Genomic DNA, 18,139 nt, shown 5'->3' on the forward strand with positions numbered 1-18,139 from the left:
GCTGCACAGTAATACCATATGAAATATAAATTAGGCGATTTTGTTCGCTTTGTAGACGAAAAAATGGAGGGTTACGTAACCCGCATCATTGACGAACAAATGATTGGCGTTACCGGCGACGACGATTTTGAGATTCCGGTGCTGGCCAGCAAGGTAACCTTTGTACATGGCCATGCCAAATTGGTTGGCGATGAGCGGCCTGAAGACCTCATAGAGGTGGCTTTGCCTACCGGCGAGTTCAAAAGCAAGGGGGCGTATATAGCTGTAATAGCCGATGCCCGGGCCAATTCGGTGGTGCACCTGCATTTGGTGAACGAAACGTCGTACCAGCTGCTGGCATCGGTAAGTACCGAACAAAATAAACAATATAAAGGCGAGTTTGCGGGAATTATAGAACCGCGCAGCCATGCAAAAGTATATTCGGCAAAGCTGGCCGATTTGCAGCTGTGGCCAAAGCTCATCTTCCGGGTGCTGTTCCATACCAAACAGAACCAGCCTGCGCTTGCGCCATTGGATATAAGCGAGCAATTTAAGGCCAAGGATTTTTCGGGTGCGAAAAAGCAGGTGCCCTTTATCAATCAGTTGGGCTGGATGATACAGCTTGACGAACCCGAACTGGTAATAGATGCCCAGAAGTTAAAAGAAAGCTTTTTTAAACCCGCCGAAGAAAAGCAGGTAGTAGCCAAACCACAAATCGAGGTAGACCTCCACATAGAAAAACTGCGTACCGACCACCACTTTTTGGGCAGCAGCGAGATACTGAATATACAGCTCACCAACTTTAAGCACGCGCTTGATGCGGCCATAGTGCACCAGATGCCCGAGATTACCTTTATCCACGGCACCGGAAACGGCACACTCAAGAACGAACTACATAAACTGCTCAGCAAAAGCAACAAGGTGCAAACCTTTATGGATGCCCGTAAAGAGAAATTCGGCTATGGGGCAACTAAGGTGGTGCTGAAGTAAACAAATGGAATAACCGCTGCTGAGGAACAGGTCAGCTCTTTGCTTACTTGATATTTTCGCTTAACTTTAAATGCCGATTAAAAACCAATAAGATAGTAGATGCCATTTACCGCAGCCTGGATAGCGGGAAATGGGAGAATATATAACCGGGATTTTACGGATTTATAAATTGATTTCACTGATTTTTACGATTTCACCGATAAAAGCGGCGGCCATGTGCGATTCCCCTCTTGAGAGGGGCGGAGGGGTGTGTTAGCCGACGCAGTAAAATAATTCAAGATTTACATGCAAACCTCAGATATCACCGATGCCATTTTCCTGCAAGCCGTGGAAGCTATCGACAGCAGCGATATTGCCACGCTTAAAACGCTTATTGCAGATAACCCTTACCTGGTTACCGACAAGCTGCCCACCGCCGAAGAAGGCTATTTTAAAGATCCATACCTGCTTTGGTTCGTGGCTGATAACCCCATCAGGCACGAAAAACTGCCCGCTAATATTGTTGATATTACTAACTTGCTGATAACTGAAGTAAAAGCAAAAGCGGCCGACACTGTGCAGCAGCAATTGGATTACTGCCTGGGCTTAGTAGCTACAGGCCGCATCCCGCGCGAATGCGGGGTACAGATAGCCATGATGGATGCCCTAATTAACGCCGGTGCAAAGCCGGGTGGCGGCATGGGGGCATTGGCCCACGGCAATACCGAAGCAGCCAACTACCTGATAGAACGTGGCGGCAAGCTAAGCCTGGGCGTTGCCGTAGGCTTACGGCGCATGGATGATGTAGCCCGCCTGCTGCAAACTGCCGCCGAAAGCGAAAAGATTACCGCCCTGGCCGGCGTTGCATTTTACGGCATGGCCGATATCGTGAAGTTCCTGCTGGATAATGGTGTTAGTCCGAACGGCTACCCCGCCGCCGATAGCGGTTTCCACTCGCATGCTACGCCGTTGCACCAGGCGGTATGGTCGGGCTCCATAGAGACGGTAAGACTATTGGTTGAAGCCGGCGCAGATTTGAAAGCTAAAGATAAAGTGTACGGCGGCACGCCTCTTGGCTGGGCAGAGTATGCGCCAACTGAGGGTGGGGGCGAGGAAGAATTGAAGAAGTATGCGGAGATAGCAGCGTATTTGAGGATATTGTAGATTTCGGAGTTGTTGTTGTCTGAACCATGATTTTCTTGATTTTAGGATTATCTGATGGATTCTCGGGAACTAGTCATGGCAGTCCTTAAATCTTACTAATCATGGTTCAGAAAAAAAGCGATAGGGATAGGAGCGGATACCGGCCCCGTGGCTAAGGCCTGTGCAGTATGAGCGAATAGCCCGGGCCGCAGGCATCGCCATCATAATTTATCTGAACTCGAATTTTATGAAATTAGAAGAATTTTTCAGAATTTAAAACAAAGCATAGTAATCTGCTTTAACCTCTAACCTCTAAAAATTCCTAATCCCTAACCGCTAATCAACTAACCTCCAATCTCTGCCCGCTAATTATCTATATTTATGCACCCCTATGAATAAGTTATATATGCGCATAAAAAGATTGATATTGCTCGCTATTTTGCCGCAGCTGCTAACCCTGCTGGGTTGCAAACCAAAAACGATGTATGGCAATAACCCGGAGGTAGGGAAATACTACAGCATCAACGGCATAAAAATGTACGTGGAGGAGTACGGCAGCGGCCAACCCTTGCTGATGATACATGGCAATGGCGGCGATATGAGCGCCTTTACCGAAAACGTGCCTTACTTTGCCAAAAAATACCGGGTGATACTGGTGGACAGTCGCGCGCAGGGTAAAACCGTAGATGCTGCCGATTCGCTTAGTTTTGAGCAAATGGCCGATGATTTCGCCGTACTGCTTGATACCTTAAAAGCCCCAGGGCTTACGTACTAGGCTGGAGCGACGGTGGCATAAACGCGCTAATGATGGCCATGCGGCATCCCGATAAGGTGATAAAACTGGCATCTACCGGTGCTAACATATGGCTCGACAGCACCGCGCTCGACCCGCAGGGCTAGAAACAAAGCGAGAAATATTATAACGAGAATAAAAACCGTATTTGGAAAACCCCGCGGGCCAAAAACAGCTGGAAGATTTTCATGCTCGATTGGAACCAGCCCAACATTAAGCTTACCGAGTTGCAGCAAATAAAATGCCCGGCCCTCATCATAGCCGGCGACCACGATGCGATACGCGACGAGCATACCCGCCTCATCCAAAGCAATATACCCGGCAGCGAATTGTGGATTGTACCCAACAGTGGCCATGGTACATTGATAGAACATGCGAAGGAATTCAACAAAAAAGTGGATGAGTTCTTCGAAAAGTGACATAATTTGTCACCGTTTATTCATATATTAAATGTTTAAACATTTAATTTACCTTATCTGAATCGTTTGTGTATATTTGACGCATAAAAAATATTAAAACACAATTTTAAACAAATGAAAAAGACACTATTGTTAGCTGCTGCTGCATTGTTGATGCAAACGGCTGTATTTGCTCAAACTACCTGGAAGAACGATAAGGCGCATTCGCACGTAACTTTCACCATCACTCACTTAGCGGTATCTGATGTTGATGGTGTATTTAAAGATTTTGATGCTACCATCGTTGCTGCAAAGCCAGATTTCAGCGATGCTAAAGTTACTTTCGTAGCGCAAACTGCATCAGTAAACACCGACAACGAGCGTCGCGACGGCCACCTGAAAAGCGAAGACTTTTTTGATGTTGCTAAATTCCCAACCCTTACTTTCGTAAGCACAGGCATTACTTCTGTAGGCACAGGCAAATACAAACTTACCGGTAACTTAACGCTGCATGGCGTTACTAAACCGGTTGTTTTTGATTTTGTACACCGTGGTACTATCACCAACCCAATGAGCAAACAACCTTCTGCCGGTTTCAAAGTAACCGGTACTATCAAACGTTCTGATTTCGGTTTCGGCAGCAAATATGGTTCACCAATGCTGAGCGACGAAGTTGAACTGAGCGCAAGCGGCGAGTTTGGCCAATCTAAATAATTTAGGTAATACCATATAAATACAAAGCGCCCCAGGGAAATCCCCGGGGCGCTTCGTTGTTTATATATAGTTCAGTTTTGTTTCTCGGGTGGCCTCACGAAGAGTGGACTTAAAAATCCTTCACTTTAATCTGCACATCTATAATCTATTAAACGTCATGGTTTTGCCGATGAACTTAAAGTGCCAGTAACCTTTCACTTTTAGCGAGCCATCTTTATTGATATAGGCCGACGAGTTCCAATGTTTGCCCGCCTGGGCATCGTATATCATTCCGTCTTCCCATGAATTGGTTTCGGGCCTATAAACCAGTTTTTCCAGCACGTTCATACCAAGCAGCTTACGGTTGCGTAGGGCAGGGTCGGGGTTGTGTTTGTCCATGCAGGTTTGCATGGCGTTTTCGCCTTCGCCATTATTGAACCATACTATTTTGGCTTTAAATTGGCTGTCTTCCTTATAAACCTGCACTATCAAGTTCTTTTCCTGGTTTTGCCATTTGCCGCAAATTTGCTCCTCGGCGGCAAGCGAAACGTTGGAGGTTGTATCGGCGTTTGCGGTAATCAGCAGCAATCCAAAAAAGCTTAGTAAAAACGAATGGCTCATAAAAAACTTCCGGTTAAGATGTACGGCATTGTCAGCGCAAATAAAATGCCAAAGCATTACATTGCTATTACGATTTAATACAGCCATTTGTTAGCAGTCCCGAAAATAATTTTTAGTACAGGTGTAGGGGAAAACGAGCAGAGGGGGGACGCCGGTTTTTTATGGAAAATTAAAAAGGGCATCTACCGGATAATCAATCGGTAAATGCCCGTTCGGTTTGCGCCGTTGGCCCCAAAATTATTTCTTCAATGGCCCCAGGTGCTTGTAGGTATTCATAAGCACACCGGTAGGTGTGGTTATAGTGCTTACGTAAGAGAGTTCACGTGCATCGAATGCATCGGAAAAGATGCGTTTACCCCGACCCAGCAATACCGGGTACACAATTAGTACAACCTCGTCTGCCAATCCTTCATCCAGCAGTATTGACGTCAACGACGCGCTTCCCGATACGATAAGGTCCGGGCCATCCGTCGCTTTCAATTCGCGAATGCCCGCTATCGCATCCTCGCCCAGGGAGTTTACCGGGCCCCACTCCAGGCCACCGGGATGATGGGTTACCACGAATTTTGTTGCAGCGTTAAGGGCGTTTGCCATAGGAAAATTACCCGCATTTGGCCAAAAGCCGGTCCATGCATCGTAAGTTTTACGACCAAGCAGCAAGTCGAAATCTGTACCATATGCTTCCAAAAGGCTCGCCAGGCCGGTTGGAGTTCTGTATGGTGCGGTCCATGCGCCATATTCGTAGTTTTCATCATGCTCTATTACGCCATCCAGCGATATGTGCTCAAAAATTTTAATCTTTCTCATTTTGTTTGGTGTTAGCTTATGATTGTAAAGGTAGAGCGTATAGAGGATACGCGGCGGTGTCCTTTGTGACATTATACGGGTGTTTCGCGACTGGTGAATTTGTACAGGAGAGGAGGCTAAGAAAACTGCTTTCATAAATGCGTTGTCGACAAATACAGCTCAAATAGCGATAGGTTTCAAGTCCATCGCTATGGAAGCAACCTACGCCTATAATTCGGCAGGGTTCCCAATCTTGGCCGTGGTAAAAGTGGCGGGAACCAGATTATAAATATATCGTTAAGTGAGCCAACGAAAACGTGATAGTTGATTTATTCGCTACGCAATAGCGTATCTCCCGCCCGGTTTATATATTTGAGAGGTAAACCAATACATCTCTCATTCATGAAAAAACCGCTACTGCTACTGCCGCTGCTACTGCTTGCTGTCTCCGCATCGGCACAAACAAAAAACATATACCATAAGGGTTGGGTAGATTTTAACAAAAACGGCAAGATGGACGTTTTTGAGGACCCCAAGCAAACCATAGACAAACGCGTTGCCGACCTGATAAGCCAGATGACCGTTGACGAGAAAACCTGCCAGATGGCCACCCTGTATGGTTACAAGCGCGTGCTGAAAGACGAGATGCCGGTTGACCGTTGGAAAACCGAGATATGGAAGGACGGTATTGCCAATATTGATGAGGAACTGAACAACCTCACCTCGCACACCGATGATGCGCCTACGCAATATTCTTACCCCTTCAGCAAGCATGCCAGGGCCATCAATACCATACAGCATTGGTTTGTGGAAGAAACCCGCCTGGGCATCCCGGTAGATTTTACCAACGAGGGTATCCACGGGCTTAACCACGATAGGGCCACGCCCTTGCCGGCGCCAATATCAATAGGTAGCACCTGGGATAAGCCGCTGGTGCGCCTGGCCGGCCAAACCGTTGGCCGCGAAGCCAAGGCCCTGGGCTATACCAATGTTTACGCACCGATATTAGACCCTGCCCGCGATCAGCGTTGGGGCCGTGTGGTGGAATGCTATGGCGAGAGCCCCTTTTTGATTGCCGAACTGGGTAAGCAAATGGTGCTGGGCATACAGGAGCAGGGCGTGGCATCAACCTTAAAACACTATGCCGTTTATAGCGTGCCCAAAGGCGGCCGCGACGGCAGCGCCCGTACCGACCCGCACGTGGCCCCGCGCGAGATGTATCAGATATACCTGTACCCTTTCCGCAGGGTGATACAGGAGGCGCACCCTATGGGCGTTATGAGCAGCTATAACGATTGGGATGGCGTGCCCGTAACCGGCAGCTATTACTTCTTAACTCAGCTGCTGCGCCAGCAATTCGGCTTTGATGGGTATGTGGTGAGCGATAGCGAGGCTGTGGAGTTCCTGTACTCTAAACACCACGTTGCTGCCGATTATAAAGAGGCCGTGCGACAGGCGGTAGAGGCGGGGCTGAATGTTCGCACCAACTTTACCATGCCGCAAACTTTTATCCTCCCGCTGCGCGAGTTGATCAAAGAGAATAAGATATCCATGAAGGTAATTGATAGCCGCGTGGCCGATGTGCTGCGGGTGAAGTTCAGGCTGGGGCTGTTTGATAGTCCGTATGTGAAAGACCCCGCCGCCGCCGATAAGGTAGTGCATACGCAAGCCGATGCTGCCATGAGCCTGCAAATGAACCGCGAAAGCATGGTGTTGCTGAAAAATGCAGGCAACCTGCTGCCGCTGGATAAAAGCAAGCTGAAGAACATACTGGTTACCGGTCCGCTGGCTATGGAAACCAACTACGCCATCAGCAGGTACGGCCCATCACATAACCCGGTTACTACCGTTTTGGATGGGATAAGGAACTATGTAGGCACAGGCGTAAAAGTAAACTACGCCAAAGGTTGCGATATGATTGATGCTACCTGGCCCGAGAGCGAAATCATCGAAACGCCTTTGACTGCTACCGAGCAGGCAGGGATAGATTCGGCAGTGGCGCAGGCCAGGCTGGCAGATGTGGTGATTGCCGTGGTGGGCGAGGATGTAGATAGGGTAGGCGAGAGCCTTTCGCGCACGGGACTGAATCTGCCGGGCCGTCAGCTGAAGCTAATACAGGCATTGCAGGCAACCGGCAAGCCGGTAATAATGGTAATGATAAATGGACAGCCGCTCACCATCAACTGGGAAAATAAATATGTGCCGGCTATTTTAGAAGCCTGGTTCCCCAGTGTGCAAAGCGGACAGGTAATTGCCGAAACGCTTTTTGGCGATAATAACCCCGGCGGCAAGCTCAGCATTACCTTCCCCAAAACAACGGGACAGATAGAATTCAACTTCCCCTTTAAGCCCAATGCCCAGGCAGGGCAGGGCGGGCAAAACAGCTGGGGCAAAACTAGCGTGAACGGCGCGCTTTATCCATTCGGGTACGGGTTGAGCTATACCACGTTCGAGTACAGCAACCTGGTGGTATCGCCGGATAAACAGAACTCGCAGGGCGATTTCAGCATATCGGTAGATATTACCAACACCGGCAGCCGCAAAGGCGATGAGGTGGTGCAACTTTACCTAAAGGATAACGTAAGTAGCGTAACCACCTACGAATTCGACCTGCGGGGTTTCGAGCGCATTACCCTGGCACCCGGCGAAAAGAAAACCGTGCAGTTCACCCTCCACCCGGACGACCTGGCCCTGTTGGATAAAAACATGAACTGGACGGTAGAACCGGGCAAATTCACCGTAATGATTGGTGCATCGTCGGAAGATATTAAGTTGAAGAAGGAGTTTGTGGTGGAATAGAGGGGAAAGGCAATATGTTAGTATGTTTATAAATATATGTTTTTGATTGATATTAATTGTGACGCGCTAATCTATATTTGCTTTCCATAATTAAAGATTAAATGGTTAAAAGTAAGATTGTTAGTCTAATATCAAACGAAAATGAACTTATTATCAAAGCCAATAGCAATTGCGAGAAATTGGATAGGGTTAATAATATACTTCAATTAAAAATTCATTCGTCGATCCCGGAATTAGAAAGTGACATTTACATAAACGTAAAGAATTTTATATTATACTATACCTATGCCATTGAAGAAAAACAATATTATTATGATGAATTTGATGAGGAAAAGATATTTAATTACCTAAATCTATTCGGCGTAGATCAAAAATGTAGTTTACTGCAATTTACAATTCGTCATTTAAAAATTATTGGATTAGATAAAAAAATAAAGATATTTGAAAACGAATTCAACAAATGTGAGTTTCTTAAAGAATGGAGCAAGTTAAATCATAGAAATTTTTTCAAGGTTTTATATTTAGCAACCGTTTACAATCACATAACTATTTTTTTTTCTTTGCTGTTTTGCTTTATTGCCAAAGTAGTCATATACCTGCCAGCCCCAGATGGATGGCCAATATTATTTGAGCTTCATTACGTCGACGTAAGTAACGTGCAAATATTGAATCATATTGGTAATGTTCTGTTATCAATATTTAATGTACAAGAGAACCCTTCTTTTGTAACACCAACTTCACTAACAGGGGCGATTGTGTTCGTCTTAGGAAAATGCTTCTTCATATTAATAGTCATCAATATTTTGATAGACCAACTTATTAAAAGATTCAAAATGTAATGTCCATATTAAAAGCGACCGACTCAATTTTACGAAAAGTCAACTCACTGTTTTTCCGCGTTATATTAGTGTTCTACTCTTTTACAGTACTTTATAAGTTTGGTAATGCTTTTTCTTATAAAATATATTTAGCGGGGTATGTGGTTTATGCTGGTATCTATGCCTATTTAATATTCAAAAGGAATTTTTGGCTGGTAGTAATTAGATTATTAAATGATTATCTTTTTATTTTAATGATTATATGGGGTAAATCTTTGAATGATATTAATATTTCCATTTTTTTATTCTTACCGTTAATAAATACTCTCAATCACTCAAGCGATAGAAGGCCTACGCCGTTTCCAATTATTCTGTATGTTGTATTGATATTATCACTATACATACTAAATAATTTTACTTTTAACACCCGGTTTTTTATCCCAATTATAGCAATCAGCGCCATAAATACTCTTTTTTATATACGATTAAGCGTGATGGACTTTAGCAATAACCTTTACACTTTAATTGAACAATTTTATCAGGAAAATTTCAATATTGGCAAAACCCATTTGCTATTCCAAAGAATAATGAAGGTGCATAAAAATGTACCGCTGATAAATAAATTTATTCCAATTGAACATATAGCACTTTTTAAGATCGGTAATTCTCAAAAATTACAAATACTAATAAGCTCCCAATTTATTATAAAGTTCAATTTACAGGAACATGAATTGTTAGAAATTTTATTTGAGGATAAAAGGGCGTTGGATTTTGAAATTGAAATAGACGGCATTTTTAGTAACAATAACGTGTTTCTGCTCAATTCTTACCAAGATTCGCAGTACGTATTTTTCGTCGCATTTAAAAAGAAACCAATAAGGATTTTTTTCAATATCTATTTAAATAAAATTTTGGTGCCGCTATTATCCAAAATCACTAACATAATCAGCGTTGAATACGTATATCAAAATGAGAATAAGAAATATTTCGCAGCGCTAAAACAGCGGCTAGAAGATATAGATATAGCTGTTAATGCTATTCACTTTCTGAATAATAAGCTTTCTCCCATAACGAGCTACTTTTCCATGTTAGAATATTATGAAAAAATGAAAAGCAGTGGTATTAAAGATCAATTTCACATAATTATTGAACGAGAAAAGAAAAATGCAATGAATAACATTTTACCGATTACAGATAAAATGAACCAGATGGCAGAGAAGGCTAGTAATCCTAACATTATCAGCGATACCAAAATTTTTAAATTAAGAAAACTATTTACTATCATAAGGACTTTATTCGAAAATAGCATTATAGTAAATGAACTTTTGGTCGAATGGGACTTCGTAACATTAGATTCGCTTACGAAATCTAATACCCATCTTTTTGAATTTATTATTGAAGAATTAATCATAAATTTAGCTAAACATTCGAATGGCTTTTGCACAATAAAATTCCGCTATAATAATGATGAAGTGCCCATCATTGAATTCAGCAATAAAGTTAAAAGCATTGATAAGAACAAAAAAGAGCTCATAAAAATCATTGACGATTTTAATAATGAACGCATGAGTGAGATTATGAAGAGAAATAGTAAGGGTTTGAAAATTATCAAACAATATTTGGAACAATTGGATATTGAACATAAATTATACTTGGTAGACGATATTTTAAGTTTAGTTTTAACTATTAGGAGATATGAAAGTAGCGATATTTGAAAATGAGTATGTTAATTTCAAGAGTTCTTTTGATGGGTTTAACTTAATCTATTGTAAAAATAGTCTGCAAATTAAAGACTATAAATCATCACAAGAGTTCGGAGATTTGACTAAGTTAAGTACTTTTGACGTGCTAATTGTAGATATAGATTTATCTATCGTTAGTAAAATGGATGGTTATCAATTGATAAAGGAAGTTATAAGGCTTGGCATTAATCAGCCTAAAATCATGATATTGACAGGTCATATCGCTATGAAAGAAAAGTTGAAAACTAATGATCTTCCAGATTATCCGATAATTTCTAAACCATTGACAATAAATGCGATAAAGGCGGCATTTGAACATTACAGTTTACTGTAAAAACGATGGTTTGGGGCTATCATTTAATTAAATCAGCTCCTTCTGCCGCTCCCAAACATTTCTCCCCCAATCCCCTTTATTAAAGTATGAACGACGACTTGATACTGGAAGATAACTGGACGGGTGCCGAAGGTTCGAATGCCGAAGGGATACCCGTAATGGTACGTTACCGCCAAAACCTGCGCAGCTTTATCGATAGTGGCAACTATACCCAAAAAATCACTATCACCTGGAGCTACGATACCGACGAAGCCGCGGAGATGCCCACGCCCGGCGAAGCAAACGTAATGGATAACCTGGAATACAAGCTAGTAGAAGCGTTAGAGGGCGATAGGCAAAGCATACTGGCAACCGTAATGGCAGGCCAGGGCGAAAAACAATGGACCTGGTACACCGCCAACGCCGATAGCGCACAGGAACGCATAGATACCGTGCTCTTCGATTTTGAGACGCTGCCCATCCGCATCGAAAAAGCCGAAGACCCCACTTGGAACGATTACTACGCCTTCATAGCCGATTTCGGAGGAGCAGCCTAAGAGAGAAATTCTAAAACCGAAATTCTAAATTCTAAAAACGGGAGGTATGCGGGCGAATATATAAGACACCTACATTGAGAAATCGTGTTAATCTTTAAATCATTCAATCGTGTTTATCGGGGCTATCAAAATAGTAATTTAGCGGCATGGAGACCATCATTGTTCGCGAGGCCACAATGGCCGATATGCCCGTATTGCTTCAATTTGAGCAAGGCGTAATTACTGCCGAACGTCCGTTCGACCCAACTATTAAACCCAATCCGGTAAACTATTACGACCTTGAGCTGATGATTGCTGCCACGCACATCCATCTTGTGGTGGCCGAATTAAACGGCGAGCCCATAGGCAGCGGATACGCCCGCATACAGGAATCTAAGCACTTCTTAAACCATCCGCAGCATGCTTACCTTGGCTTTATGTACGTGTTGCCGCAACACAGAGGTAAGGGCGTAAACAACCTGGTGATGCAGGCCTTAAAAGATTGGGCCATAAGCCAGGGCATGACCGAATTGCAGCTGGAAGTTTATTATGAGAACACCCCGGCAGTAAAAGCCTACGAGAAAAGCGGCTTCACCAAAAGTATGATACAAATGCGGATGGGCTTGTAAATAACGCCAATGTAAATTTGATTGGCGGGCGTTTAGGCTTTGGGTTATGGGGCTGATTTGTAATACCTTTATACCAGCACTAATTGCCACACAGCTATGAACTTTGCAAAATTCGCCTTTACCGATGGTATTAAAGCTTTACAGGAACAATACGGCAGCCGCCAAAGCTACGCAAGGATGGAGACCCAAACAGATAAAGACGGTTTAACAGAGGCAGAAATTGAGTTTATTGAAAGCCGCGATAGCTTTTACATGGCCAGCATTGGCGAAAATGGCTACCCCTATATACAGCACCGTGGCGGGCCGGTGGGTTTTATTAAAGTGATAAATTCAGGCACCATTGGCCTGGTTGATTTTAGGGGGAATAAACAATATATATCCGTTGGCAATGTGCTAAGTCATCACCAGGTGGCGCTGTTCCTGATGGATTATCCACATAAAACACGCCTTAAAATTTATGCCGATGCCCGCATTGTAGATTTGAAAGACGACCCCGCTCTGTTTAAATTATTAGACCCTGCCGATTATAAACATACCCCCGAGCGGATGATGCTATTTGATGTAAAAGCATTTGATTGGAATTGCCCCCAGCATATTACCCCACGCTATACCGAAGACGAAATAAAGCGGGCGTTCGCCCCGCAAAACGAGTATGTGTTAAAATTGGAATATGAGCTGGAGAAACTGAAAAAGCAGCTGGCCGATATTAAATCATAAATGCTGCCAACTCCTGCAAAATAAACCGCTTATTGTTTCGTGAAGAATTGCGTGCGCTCATAATGCACCCGGTAATTTTTACCATTGATGCTGTACGGCAAATTACTTATTACGGTGCCTTTCATTTGCAGGTCGGGATCGTGGAGGGCCAGTATATCATATTCCGCCGGTTCAAAACCTACGATCTGCGTGCTCAGATAAGTGTGGTTGTTTTCGGTACGCAGAGTGTAAGCGTGTTTCAGGGTTGTTTTGTACTCGGTATCGTACGATGTTACCGAGCCCGCGCCGTCAAAAGTAAGTTTAGTTTCCAAGCCATGCAGGTAGCTTACCCGGGTAAGTTCGGTGCCGGTTGCGTTGTCGAATATCACGTCGGTGGTCAGGTTTGTCTTCCACTCGCCTTTAAGTAAAGCATCGGTACCGGGGCCACTATCTTCTTTTTTGCAGGAAGTTAAAAAGCCGGCAAGCGCCAAAATCAACAGTATCTTGTTCATCATCAATAGTTTGGCAGTCGTTTATTGATTTGGTAAATATACTGCTATTTAATTACCGGGCATAGTTATTAAAAAAAGAGGGGGAGCAGATGGCTAAAATGATTATGTTGTACTTTGATGCATTATTTTTATTTTTATCGGATTGAATTATGCACATATCTTAAAAACTGCAGCACTTATACTGAATGGAAATAAAAAGTAACGGCATTAAAGGCAGCTGGTTAAAAAACATGATCATCAAGCGCCTGTATTTCGATAATGCAATGTCGTGCGCGGGGCTTAGCCTGTTGTTTGATAAAAGCATCCCCTCTATTACAAAGGCGATAAACGAACTGATAAAAGAAGGCTTTGTGGTAGAGGAAGGGTACGCGCCATCGAGTGGTGGCCGCCGCCCCCTGATGTACGCCATCAATGCTAAAGCCATGTATATTTTGGCCGTAGCGATGGACCAGCTAACCGCCCGCCTGCAACTGATAGATTTGCAGAACAACCCTGTTGCCGCAATGGTTACCGTTGATATAAAACTATTGAATAACGACGAGGCACTGCCCACGCTGATAGACAGCCTAAACGATTATGTGGCTGCAAGCGGTATCTCTAAAAGCAAAATAGCGGGCATTGGCATAGGGATGCCGGGCTTCATCAACGCGGTAGAAGGCATCAACTACACCTACATGGATGCCGGCGGACAAAGCCTGAGCGACCATATAAGCCAGCACACCGGCATTACCACTTACATAGATAACGATAGCAGTTTGATTGCCCTTGCCGAGCAAAAGTTTGGCATAGCCAAATTTCAGCAGGAAGTAATGGTGATTAACCTGGGCTGGGGTATAGGTTTGGGGATGATTATAGATGGTAAAATATTCCGCGGATCTAACGGGTTTGCGGGCGAGTTGAGCCATATCCCCTTGTCAGACGATGGCGCGCTTTGTACCTGCGGCAAACGTGGCTGCCTGGAGGCCGAAGCCAGCATGCTGGTGGTGGCCGAGAAAGCCGAAGAGGGCATAAAAGAGGGCCGCGTTACCAGCCTGAAAACCATGGATGGCAACTTTAAACTGATGGGCGATGCCTTGATGGATGCCGCCAATCAGGGCGACCAGTTTGCGCTGGAGCTGTTGTCAGATGCCGGCTATAAAATAGGCAAAGCGCTGGCTATCCTCATCCATATCATGAACCCGGCTACCATCGTTTTGAGTGGCCGCGGTGCAAAGGTGGGCAAGATATTGCTGGCACCCATACAACAGGCCCTGCTTAAATACTGTATCCCTCGTTTGGCATCGGGCACAGAGCTGCTGATCTCCGCCCTTGGTTTCGATGCCGAGTTGATTGGCGCGGCAGTGCTGGTGATGGAGAATTTTGATAAGGAAGTGAAGGTGAGGGGTTAGTTAATTAGAGGATAGAGCACCTGCCTACCGGTCATTCTCTAACCTCCGGCCATTAATCTCTAAATGGCAATAGTATCGCCCGGTTCATATATCTCAATAAACTCGATACCGGTTTTGGCAAAATGCCTGGCATAATTCTGGAAACGCGATTTCACGAAGGATGGCTTCGCAAAGCCATCGTGCAATGGCAGAATCTTTTTGGGCTTCACCTTATCGCCAAAGCCTGCTATTCGCAACTCGTTGGCAAAGGGTGCCATGGTAACCAGCAGCAGTAATTCTATGCCGTGGTATTGGGTAAGCTTATCTTCCATAGAATCTACCGGGTGCAGTACCTTATCATTGATAATAAAACCTGTCATCTGCGGTATGGGGCTATCTAACAGCGGCTCATGCACTACCGGGATGGCCTCAAGCTTAAAGGGGCCGATGCTATAAACACCTTCTTCTATCAAAGTATAATTCAATCCCGCTTTTTGTATGGCCGTGCCCACCTCCATATTGGTGTAGATGGTAGGGCTGCCGAGGGCTTTTATTTTTTTGAGGTTTTCTATATCGAGATGGTCGGGATGGATATGGGTAATGATGATGCTATCTACATCGGCAAACATTTCGGGCGTTACGGTGCCATCGGCAAAGGTAAAGTTCCCCGGGTCGAACAAGAGTTTATGCCCCTCCAGTTCAAATAAAAGGCACGAATGGATGTATTTGGATATCTTCATTACAGGCTACGCTTTAACCGATAAACCCATCGCCACAAAAAAGGTTTGGCCTAAAGTATTTCCTTCAGCGCCTCAAAGCTATCTATGGTAGCCACCTGCCCGCTCTCCACCACGCCGAAACCGTAAGAAGCGAATATGAATGGCACGCCCGCTTTGGTGGCGGCATCGTAATCGCCCATAGTATCGCCTACGTACACCGGCGAAATCAGGTTATTGTCCTCTACTATATCGCGGATGTTATCGGCCTTGGGGTTGCCCTTGGTGCCGTAGCATTGGTGCGCCAAAAAGTGGTGGTGCATGTTGTTCAGATCCAAAAATAATTCGATATACCCGCTTTGGCAATTGCTCACGATGTACAGATTATAGCGCCGCCCCAGGTACTCCAGCGTTTCGGCCAGTTTAGGGTACAGGGTACCGCCTTGCTTGTGCAGTATCTCCAGTTCGCTTACCGAGCATAGTTTTTGTACCTCGGCACGCTGTTCAGTACTCAAAAATGGGAATAGCTTTTCGAATATCTTATCGTAAGTCATCCCGGTAATAGAGCGTACGCGTTCGCGCGTCATTACCTCATCGCTCATATAAGGCGCCTGGTTAAGGGCGGCTTGCCATGCCTGGGTAATGGTCTCGGTGCTATCCCAAAGGGTGCCGTCGAGGTCGAAGATGATGCTGTCGTATTTGCCTTTAAGCGTGCTATCCATTTTTGCGTTTTGTGCCGCAAAAATAGCAGATTATTTTTTGCAGGGACAGTTTACGGTTATTAATATACCGGGAAATGACCGAACGCTAACAAGGATGCGATAGACGGAACGGCCATTAGTACAAATACGTGAGCCATTTGGGTAGTGTCGGCATCGCCTTTTACAAATACGCGGAAAAGATCGTTTTTTATGGTTGATAGGGTAGTTTTCATGGTAGTACTAATTAAATATTCTTTGTTGTGTTTCTGTATAATTCGACGGGAATTATAGGGGAAGGTTTAATTAGTGGGCAGTTTGCGGGGAGCAGTTTGCAGTTCGACTATTGTTTATCGCAACAGTTGTCATTGCGAAGTCGAAGCGAGGGATATGCGCGGAAGGGGGCTGCCACAATCCCAGAGGACAGATAAAAATGTATCCTCCCTGGCAAATCAAAATCCCATTAATCGTAAAAATCCGCTAAATCCCGGTTCAGACAGTTTTTAACTTTTTTTTGGCCGATAAGCTTTTATAGGTTAGGTTTGAAAGAATTGAAAAATCCCTGCAGATATTTATGAGCGCCGAACTGATACTGGAAACCATATCAATAACCAAGAACTTTTTTGGCGACAAATCTACCGGGGTAAACAATATTACCGTGTTCATCCCTAAGGGGAAGATAACCGCCATAGTGGGCGAAAGCGGCAGCGGCAAAACCACTTTGCTTAAACTGCTCAACGGTAGCATCAAGCCCGATTCGGGCGAAGTTTTCTTCCATTCGCAGGTGCTGCCGCCGCGCAGCGATGGCTCTACCGCAGCGCACGCCGCTATTACTATGGTGAGCCAGGATAACCGTGATATGGATATGGGTGCATCTGTTTGGGAGAATGTTTGCGCAGGCTTACCAACGGGGGACGTAAACTACCAGGTGCAGAAAACTACCCAAGCCCTTAATTTATTGGGTATATACGGCCTAAAAGAACAATCCTTCGGTAAGCTGAGCGGCGGCGAGGAACAGCGCGTTACCATTGCCAAGGCCCTTATAAACCGCCCAGAAGTGTTGATGCTGGATGAGCCCTTTAACCAGGTTGATGCTAATTACCGCGACGATTTGCAGCACGATATACGCCAGATTGTAAAGGAATGGGGCGTAACCGTAATACTGGTATCGCACGACCCGGCCGAATTGCTAAGCATGGCCGATGAACTCATCGTGATAAAAGAGGGTGAGATAGTGGAGCATGGCTCACCCGAAAAGCTTTACCAGTCGCCAAAGCTTTTATATACGGCGAAGATATTGGTAAGCTGCAGCGAGCTTACCGCAGCCCAGGCAGCGGTGTGTGGCATAAAATCTAAACGCGGAACGGTGGTTATTTATGCCGAACACATCACCATCGGCGGTATCGGCCCCAAAAGGTGGACGGTGAAGCAAGTGCTGTTCAAAGGCTTTTACGAAGAACTGGTAATAGAGCGCGATGAGGTATCGTTACGCGTTATCAATTACGACCGCGCTAAATACAAACCGGGCAGCAAACTGGGTATAAAAATCGAAAAGTTCTACGAGTTTGGGAAGTGGCTGTCTTAAGTCGGAAAGTTTTTAGTCCGGAAGTCCGAAAGAATAGCTGCGGCATAATCCGATATATTCTTTATCCGAAATTCAAGACATCTTTCGGACTGCGGACTTTCCAACTTCCGGACTCCCTCAAATCTTTATTATCCTTCCGTCTTTTTTATTCTTCGGTTTATCGGCTTCCGGCTTAGGAATGTTGCGCACGATGGTAACTAAGGCAGCGCCGATTACCGCTATAGCCTTCACGCCAAAAAGTAGGAACGGCTTCATTACTTCCAGTGCGTTATGGTTATTGCTGTGCGTTGGCTGGGCTTTCCCGGCGCCTATTTTCTTCTTTTCCATGATAGGATAAGCCTGAACG

The 18,139-nt window shown here is 44.8% G+C and carries 20 protein-coding genes; 13 read left to right on the forward strand and 7 right to left on the reverse strand.

Annotated features, from left to right (window positions below; all coding sequences use genetic code 11):
• Positions 1-18 precede the first annotated feature (18 nt).
• The 5 genes from AC1DXC_RS15070 to AC1DXC_RS15090 all read left to right on the forward strand — a co-directional run bounded on the left by AC1DXC_RS15070 (position 19) and on the right by AC1DXC_RS15090 (position 3,996).
• The gene (locus tag AC1DXC_RS15070; protein ID WP_477459979.1) at positions 19-969 is read left to right on the forward strand and encodes a Smr/MutS family protein; all 951 of its coding nucleotides are present in this window, start codon (positions 19-21) and stop codon (positions 967-969) included.
• Between the two features lie 285 nt (positions 970-1,254).
• The gene (locus AC1DXC_RS15075; protein ID WP_477459980.1) at positions 1,255-2,112 is read left to right on the forward strand and encodes an ankyrin repeat domain-containing protein; all 858 of its coding nucleotides are present in this window, start codon (positions 1,255-1,257) and stop codon (positions 2,110-2,112) included.
• Between the two features lie 370 nt (positions 2,113-2,482).
• The gene (locus tag AC1DXC_RS15080) at positions 2,483-2,866 is read left to right on the forward strand and encodes an alpha/beta fold hydrolase (protein ID WP_477459981.1); all 384 of its coding nucleotides are present in this window, start codon (positions 2,483-2,485) and stop codon (positions 2,864-2,866) included.
• Between the two features lie 206 nt (positions 2,867-3,072).
• Positions 3,073-3,303 carry an alpha/beta fold hydrolase gene (locus tag AC1DXC_RS15085; protein WP_477459982.1) on the forward strand — a complete coding sequence of 77 codons (231 nt, stop codon included), beginning with the start codon at positions 3,073-3,075 and terminating at the stop codon, positions 3,301-3,303.
• 114 nt (positions 3,304-3,417) lie between these two features.
• Entirely contained in the window at positions 3,418-3,996 is a 579-nt protein-coding gene (locus AC1DXC_RS15090; RefSeq protein WP_477459983.1) for a YceI family protein, read from the forward strand.
• A 138-nt stretch (positions 3,997-4,134) separates the two neighbouring features.
• On the opposite strand, the gene AC1DXC_RS15095 is transcribed toward AC1DXC_RS15090, so the two are convergent.
• On the reverse strand, positions 4,135-4,596 hold the full coding sequence (locus AC1DXC_RS15095) for a DUF2147 domain-containing protein (RefSeq protein WP_477459984.1): 462 nt from the start codon (positions 4,594-4,596) through the stop codon (positions 4,135-4,137).
• Between the two features lie 237 nt (positions 4,597-4,833).
• Positions 4,834-5,403 (reverse strand): dihydrofolate reductase family protein, encoded by a 570-nt coding sequence (locus tag AC1DXC_RS15100; RefSeq protein ID WP_477459985.1) that lies wholly within the window; start codon positions 5,401-5,403, stop codon positions 4,834-4,836.
• 381 nt (positions 5,404-5,784) lie between these two features.
• Here AC1DXC_RS15100 and AC1DXC_RS15105 point away from each other — a divergent pair, with 381 nt between their 5' ends.
• From AC1DXC_RS15105 to AC1DXC_RS15130, 6 genes are all read left to right on the forward strand, one after another.
• Positions 5,785-8,181 (forward strand): glycoside hydrolase family 3 N-terminal domain-containing protein, encoded by a 2,397-nt coding sequence (locus AC1DXC_RS15105; protein WP_477459986.1) that lies wholly within the window; start codon positions 5,785-5,787, stop codon positions 8,179-8,181.
• Between the two features lie 838 nt (positions 8,182-9,019).
• Entirely contained in the window at positions 9,020-10,714 is a 1,695-nt protein-coding gene (locus tag AC1DXC_RS15110; RefSeq protein ID WP_477459987.1) for a hypothetical protein, read from the forward strand.
• Positions 10,695-11,075, forward strand: a complete 381-nt coding sequence (locus AC1DXC_RS15115) for a response regulator (protein WP_477459988.1) — start codon at positions 10,695-10,697, stop codon at positions 11,073-11,075. Before AC1DXC_RS15110 ends, AC1DXC_RS15115 begins: the two co-directional genes overlap by 20 nt.
• Before the next feature lie 86 nt (positions 11,076-11,161).
• Entirely contained in the window at positions 11,162-11,611 is a 450-nt protein-coding gene (locus AC1DXC_RS15120; RefSeq protein ID WP_477459989.1) for a DUF695 domain-containing protein, read from the forward strand.
• Between the two features lie 146 nt (positions 11,612-11,757).
• The gene (locus tag AC1DXC_RS15125) at positions 11,758-12,219 is read left to right on the forward strand and encodes a GNAT family N-acetyltransferase (protein WP_477459990.1); all 462 of its coding nucleotides are present in this window, start codon (positions 11,758-11,760) and stop codon (positions 12,217-12,219) included.
• Positions 12,220-12,315: 96 nt separating this feature from the next.
• Positions 12,316-12,936, forward strand: a complete 621-nt coding sequence (locus AC1DXC_RS15130) for a pyridoxamine 5'-phosphate oxidase family protein (RefSeq protein ID WP_477459991.1) — start codon at positions 12,316-12,318, stop codon at positions 12,934-12,936.
• A gap of 29 nt (positions 12,937-12,965) precedes the next feature.
• On the opposite strand, the gene AC1DXC_RS15135 is transcribed toward AC1DXC_RS15130, so the two are convergent.
• Positions 12,966-13,430: a hypothetical protein gene (locus AC1DXC_RS15135; protein ID WP_477459992.1), complete on the reverse strand. Its 465-nt coding sequence runs from the start codon at positions 13,428-13,430 to the stop codon at positions 12,966-12,968.
• Between the two features lie 182 nt (positions 13,431-13,612).
• On the opposite strand from AC1DXC_RS15135, the gene AC1DXC_RS15140 reads away from it, so the two are divergent.
• On the forward strand, positions 13,613-14,815 hold the full coding sequence (locus AC1DXC_RS15140) for an ROK family protein (RefSeq protein ID WP_477459993.1): 1,203 nt from the start codon (positions 13,613-13,615) through the stop codon (positions 14,813-14,815).
• A gap of 59 nt (positions 14,816-14,874) precedes the next feature.
• Here the strand turns inward: AC1DXC_RS15140 and AC1DXC_RS15145 are convergent, their stop codons facing one another.
• Genes AC1DXC_RS15145 through AC1DXC_RS15155 form a run of 3 tightly spaced genes read right to left on the reverse strand, consistent with a single transcriptional unit; the run spans position 14,875 to position 16,444 of the window.
• Positions 14,875-15,534 (reverse strand): MBL fold metallo-hydrolase, encoded by a 660-nt coding sequence (locus AC1DXC_RS15145; protein WP_477459994.1) that lies wholly within the window; start codon positions 15,532-15,534, stop codon positions 14,875-14,877.
• Between the two features lie 50 nt (positions 15,535-15,584).
• Positions 15,585-16,232: an HAD family hydrolase gene (locus AC1DXC_RS15150; RefSeq protein WP_477459995.1), complete on the reverse strand. Its 648-nt coding sequence runs from the start codon at positions 16,230-16,232 to the stop codon at positions 15,585-15,587.
• 59 nt (positions 16,233-16,291) lie between these two features.
• On the reverse strand, positions 16,292-16,444 hold the full coding sequence (locus tag AC1DXC_RS15155) for a hypothetical protein (protein ID WP_477459996.1): 153 nt from the start codon (positions 16,442-16,444) through the stop codon (positions 16,292-16,294).
• Between the two features lie 338 nt (positions 16,445-16,782).
• Here AC1DXC_RS15155 and AC1DXC_RS15160 point away from each other — a divergent pair, with 338 nt between their 5' ends.
• A complete protein-coding gene (locus tag AC1DXC_RS15160; RefSeq protein ID WP_477459997.1) occupies positions 16,783-17,793 on the forward strand; it encodes an ABC transporter ATP-binding protein in 1,011 nt (336 codons plus the stop codon).
• Positions 17,794-17,910: 117 nt separating this feature from the next.
• Here AC1DXC_RS15160 and AC1DXC_RS15165 read toward each other — a convergent pair whose 3' ends face one another.
• Positions 17,911-18,120 carry a hypothetical protein gene (locus tag AC1DXC_RS15165; protein WP_477459998.1) on the reverse strand — a complete coding sequence of 70 codons (210 nt, stop codon included), beginning with the start codon at positions 18,118-18,120 and terminating at the stop codon, positions 17,911-17,913.
• Between the last annotated feature and the right edge of the window lie 19 nt (positions 18,121-18,139).

The organism is Mucilaginibacter sp. P2_D11, from assembly GCF_056404435.1.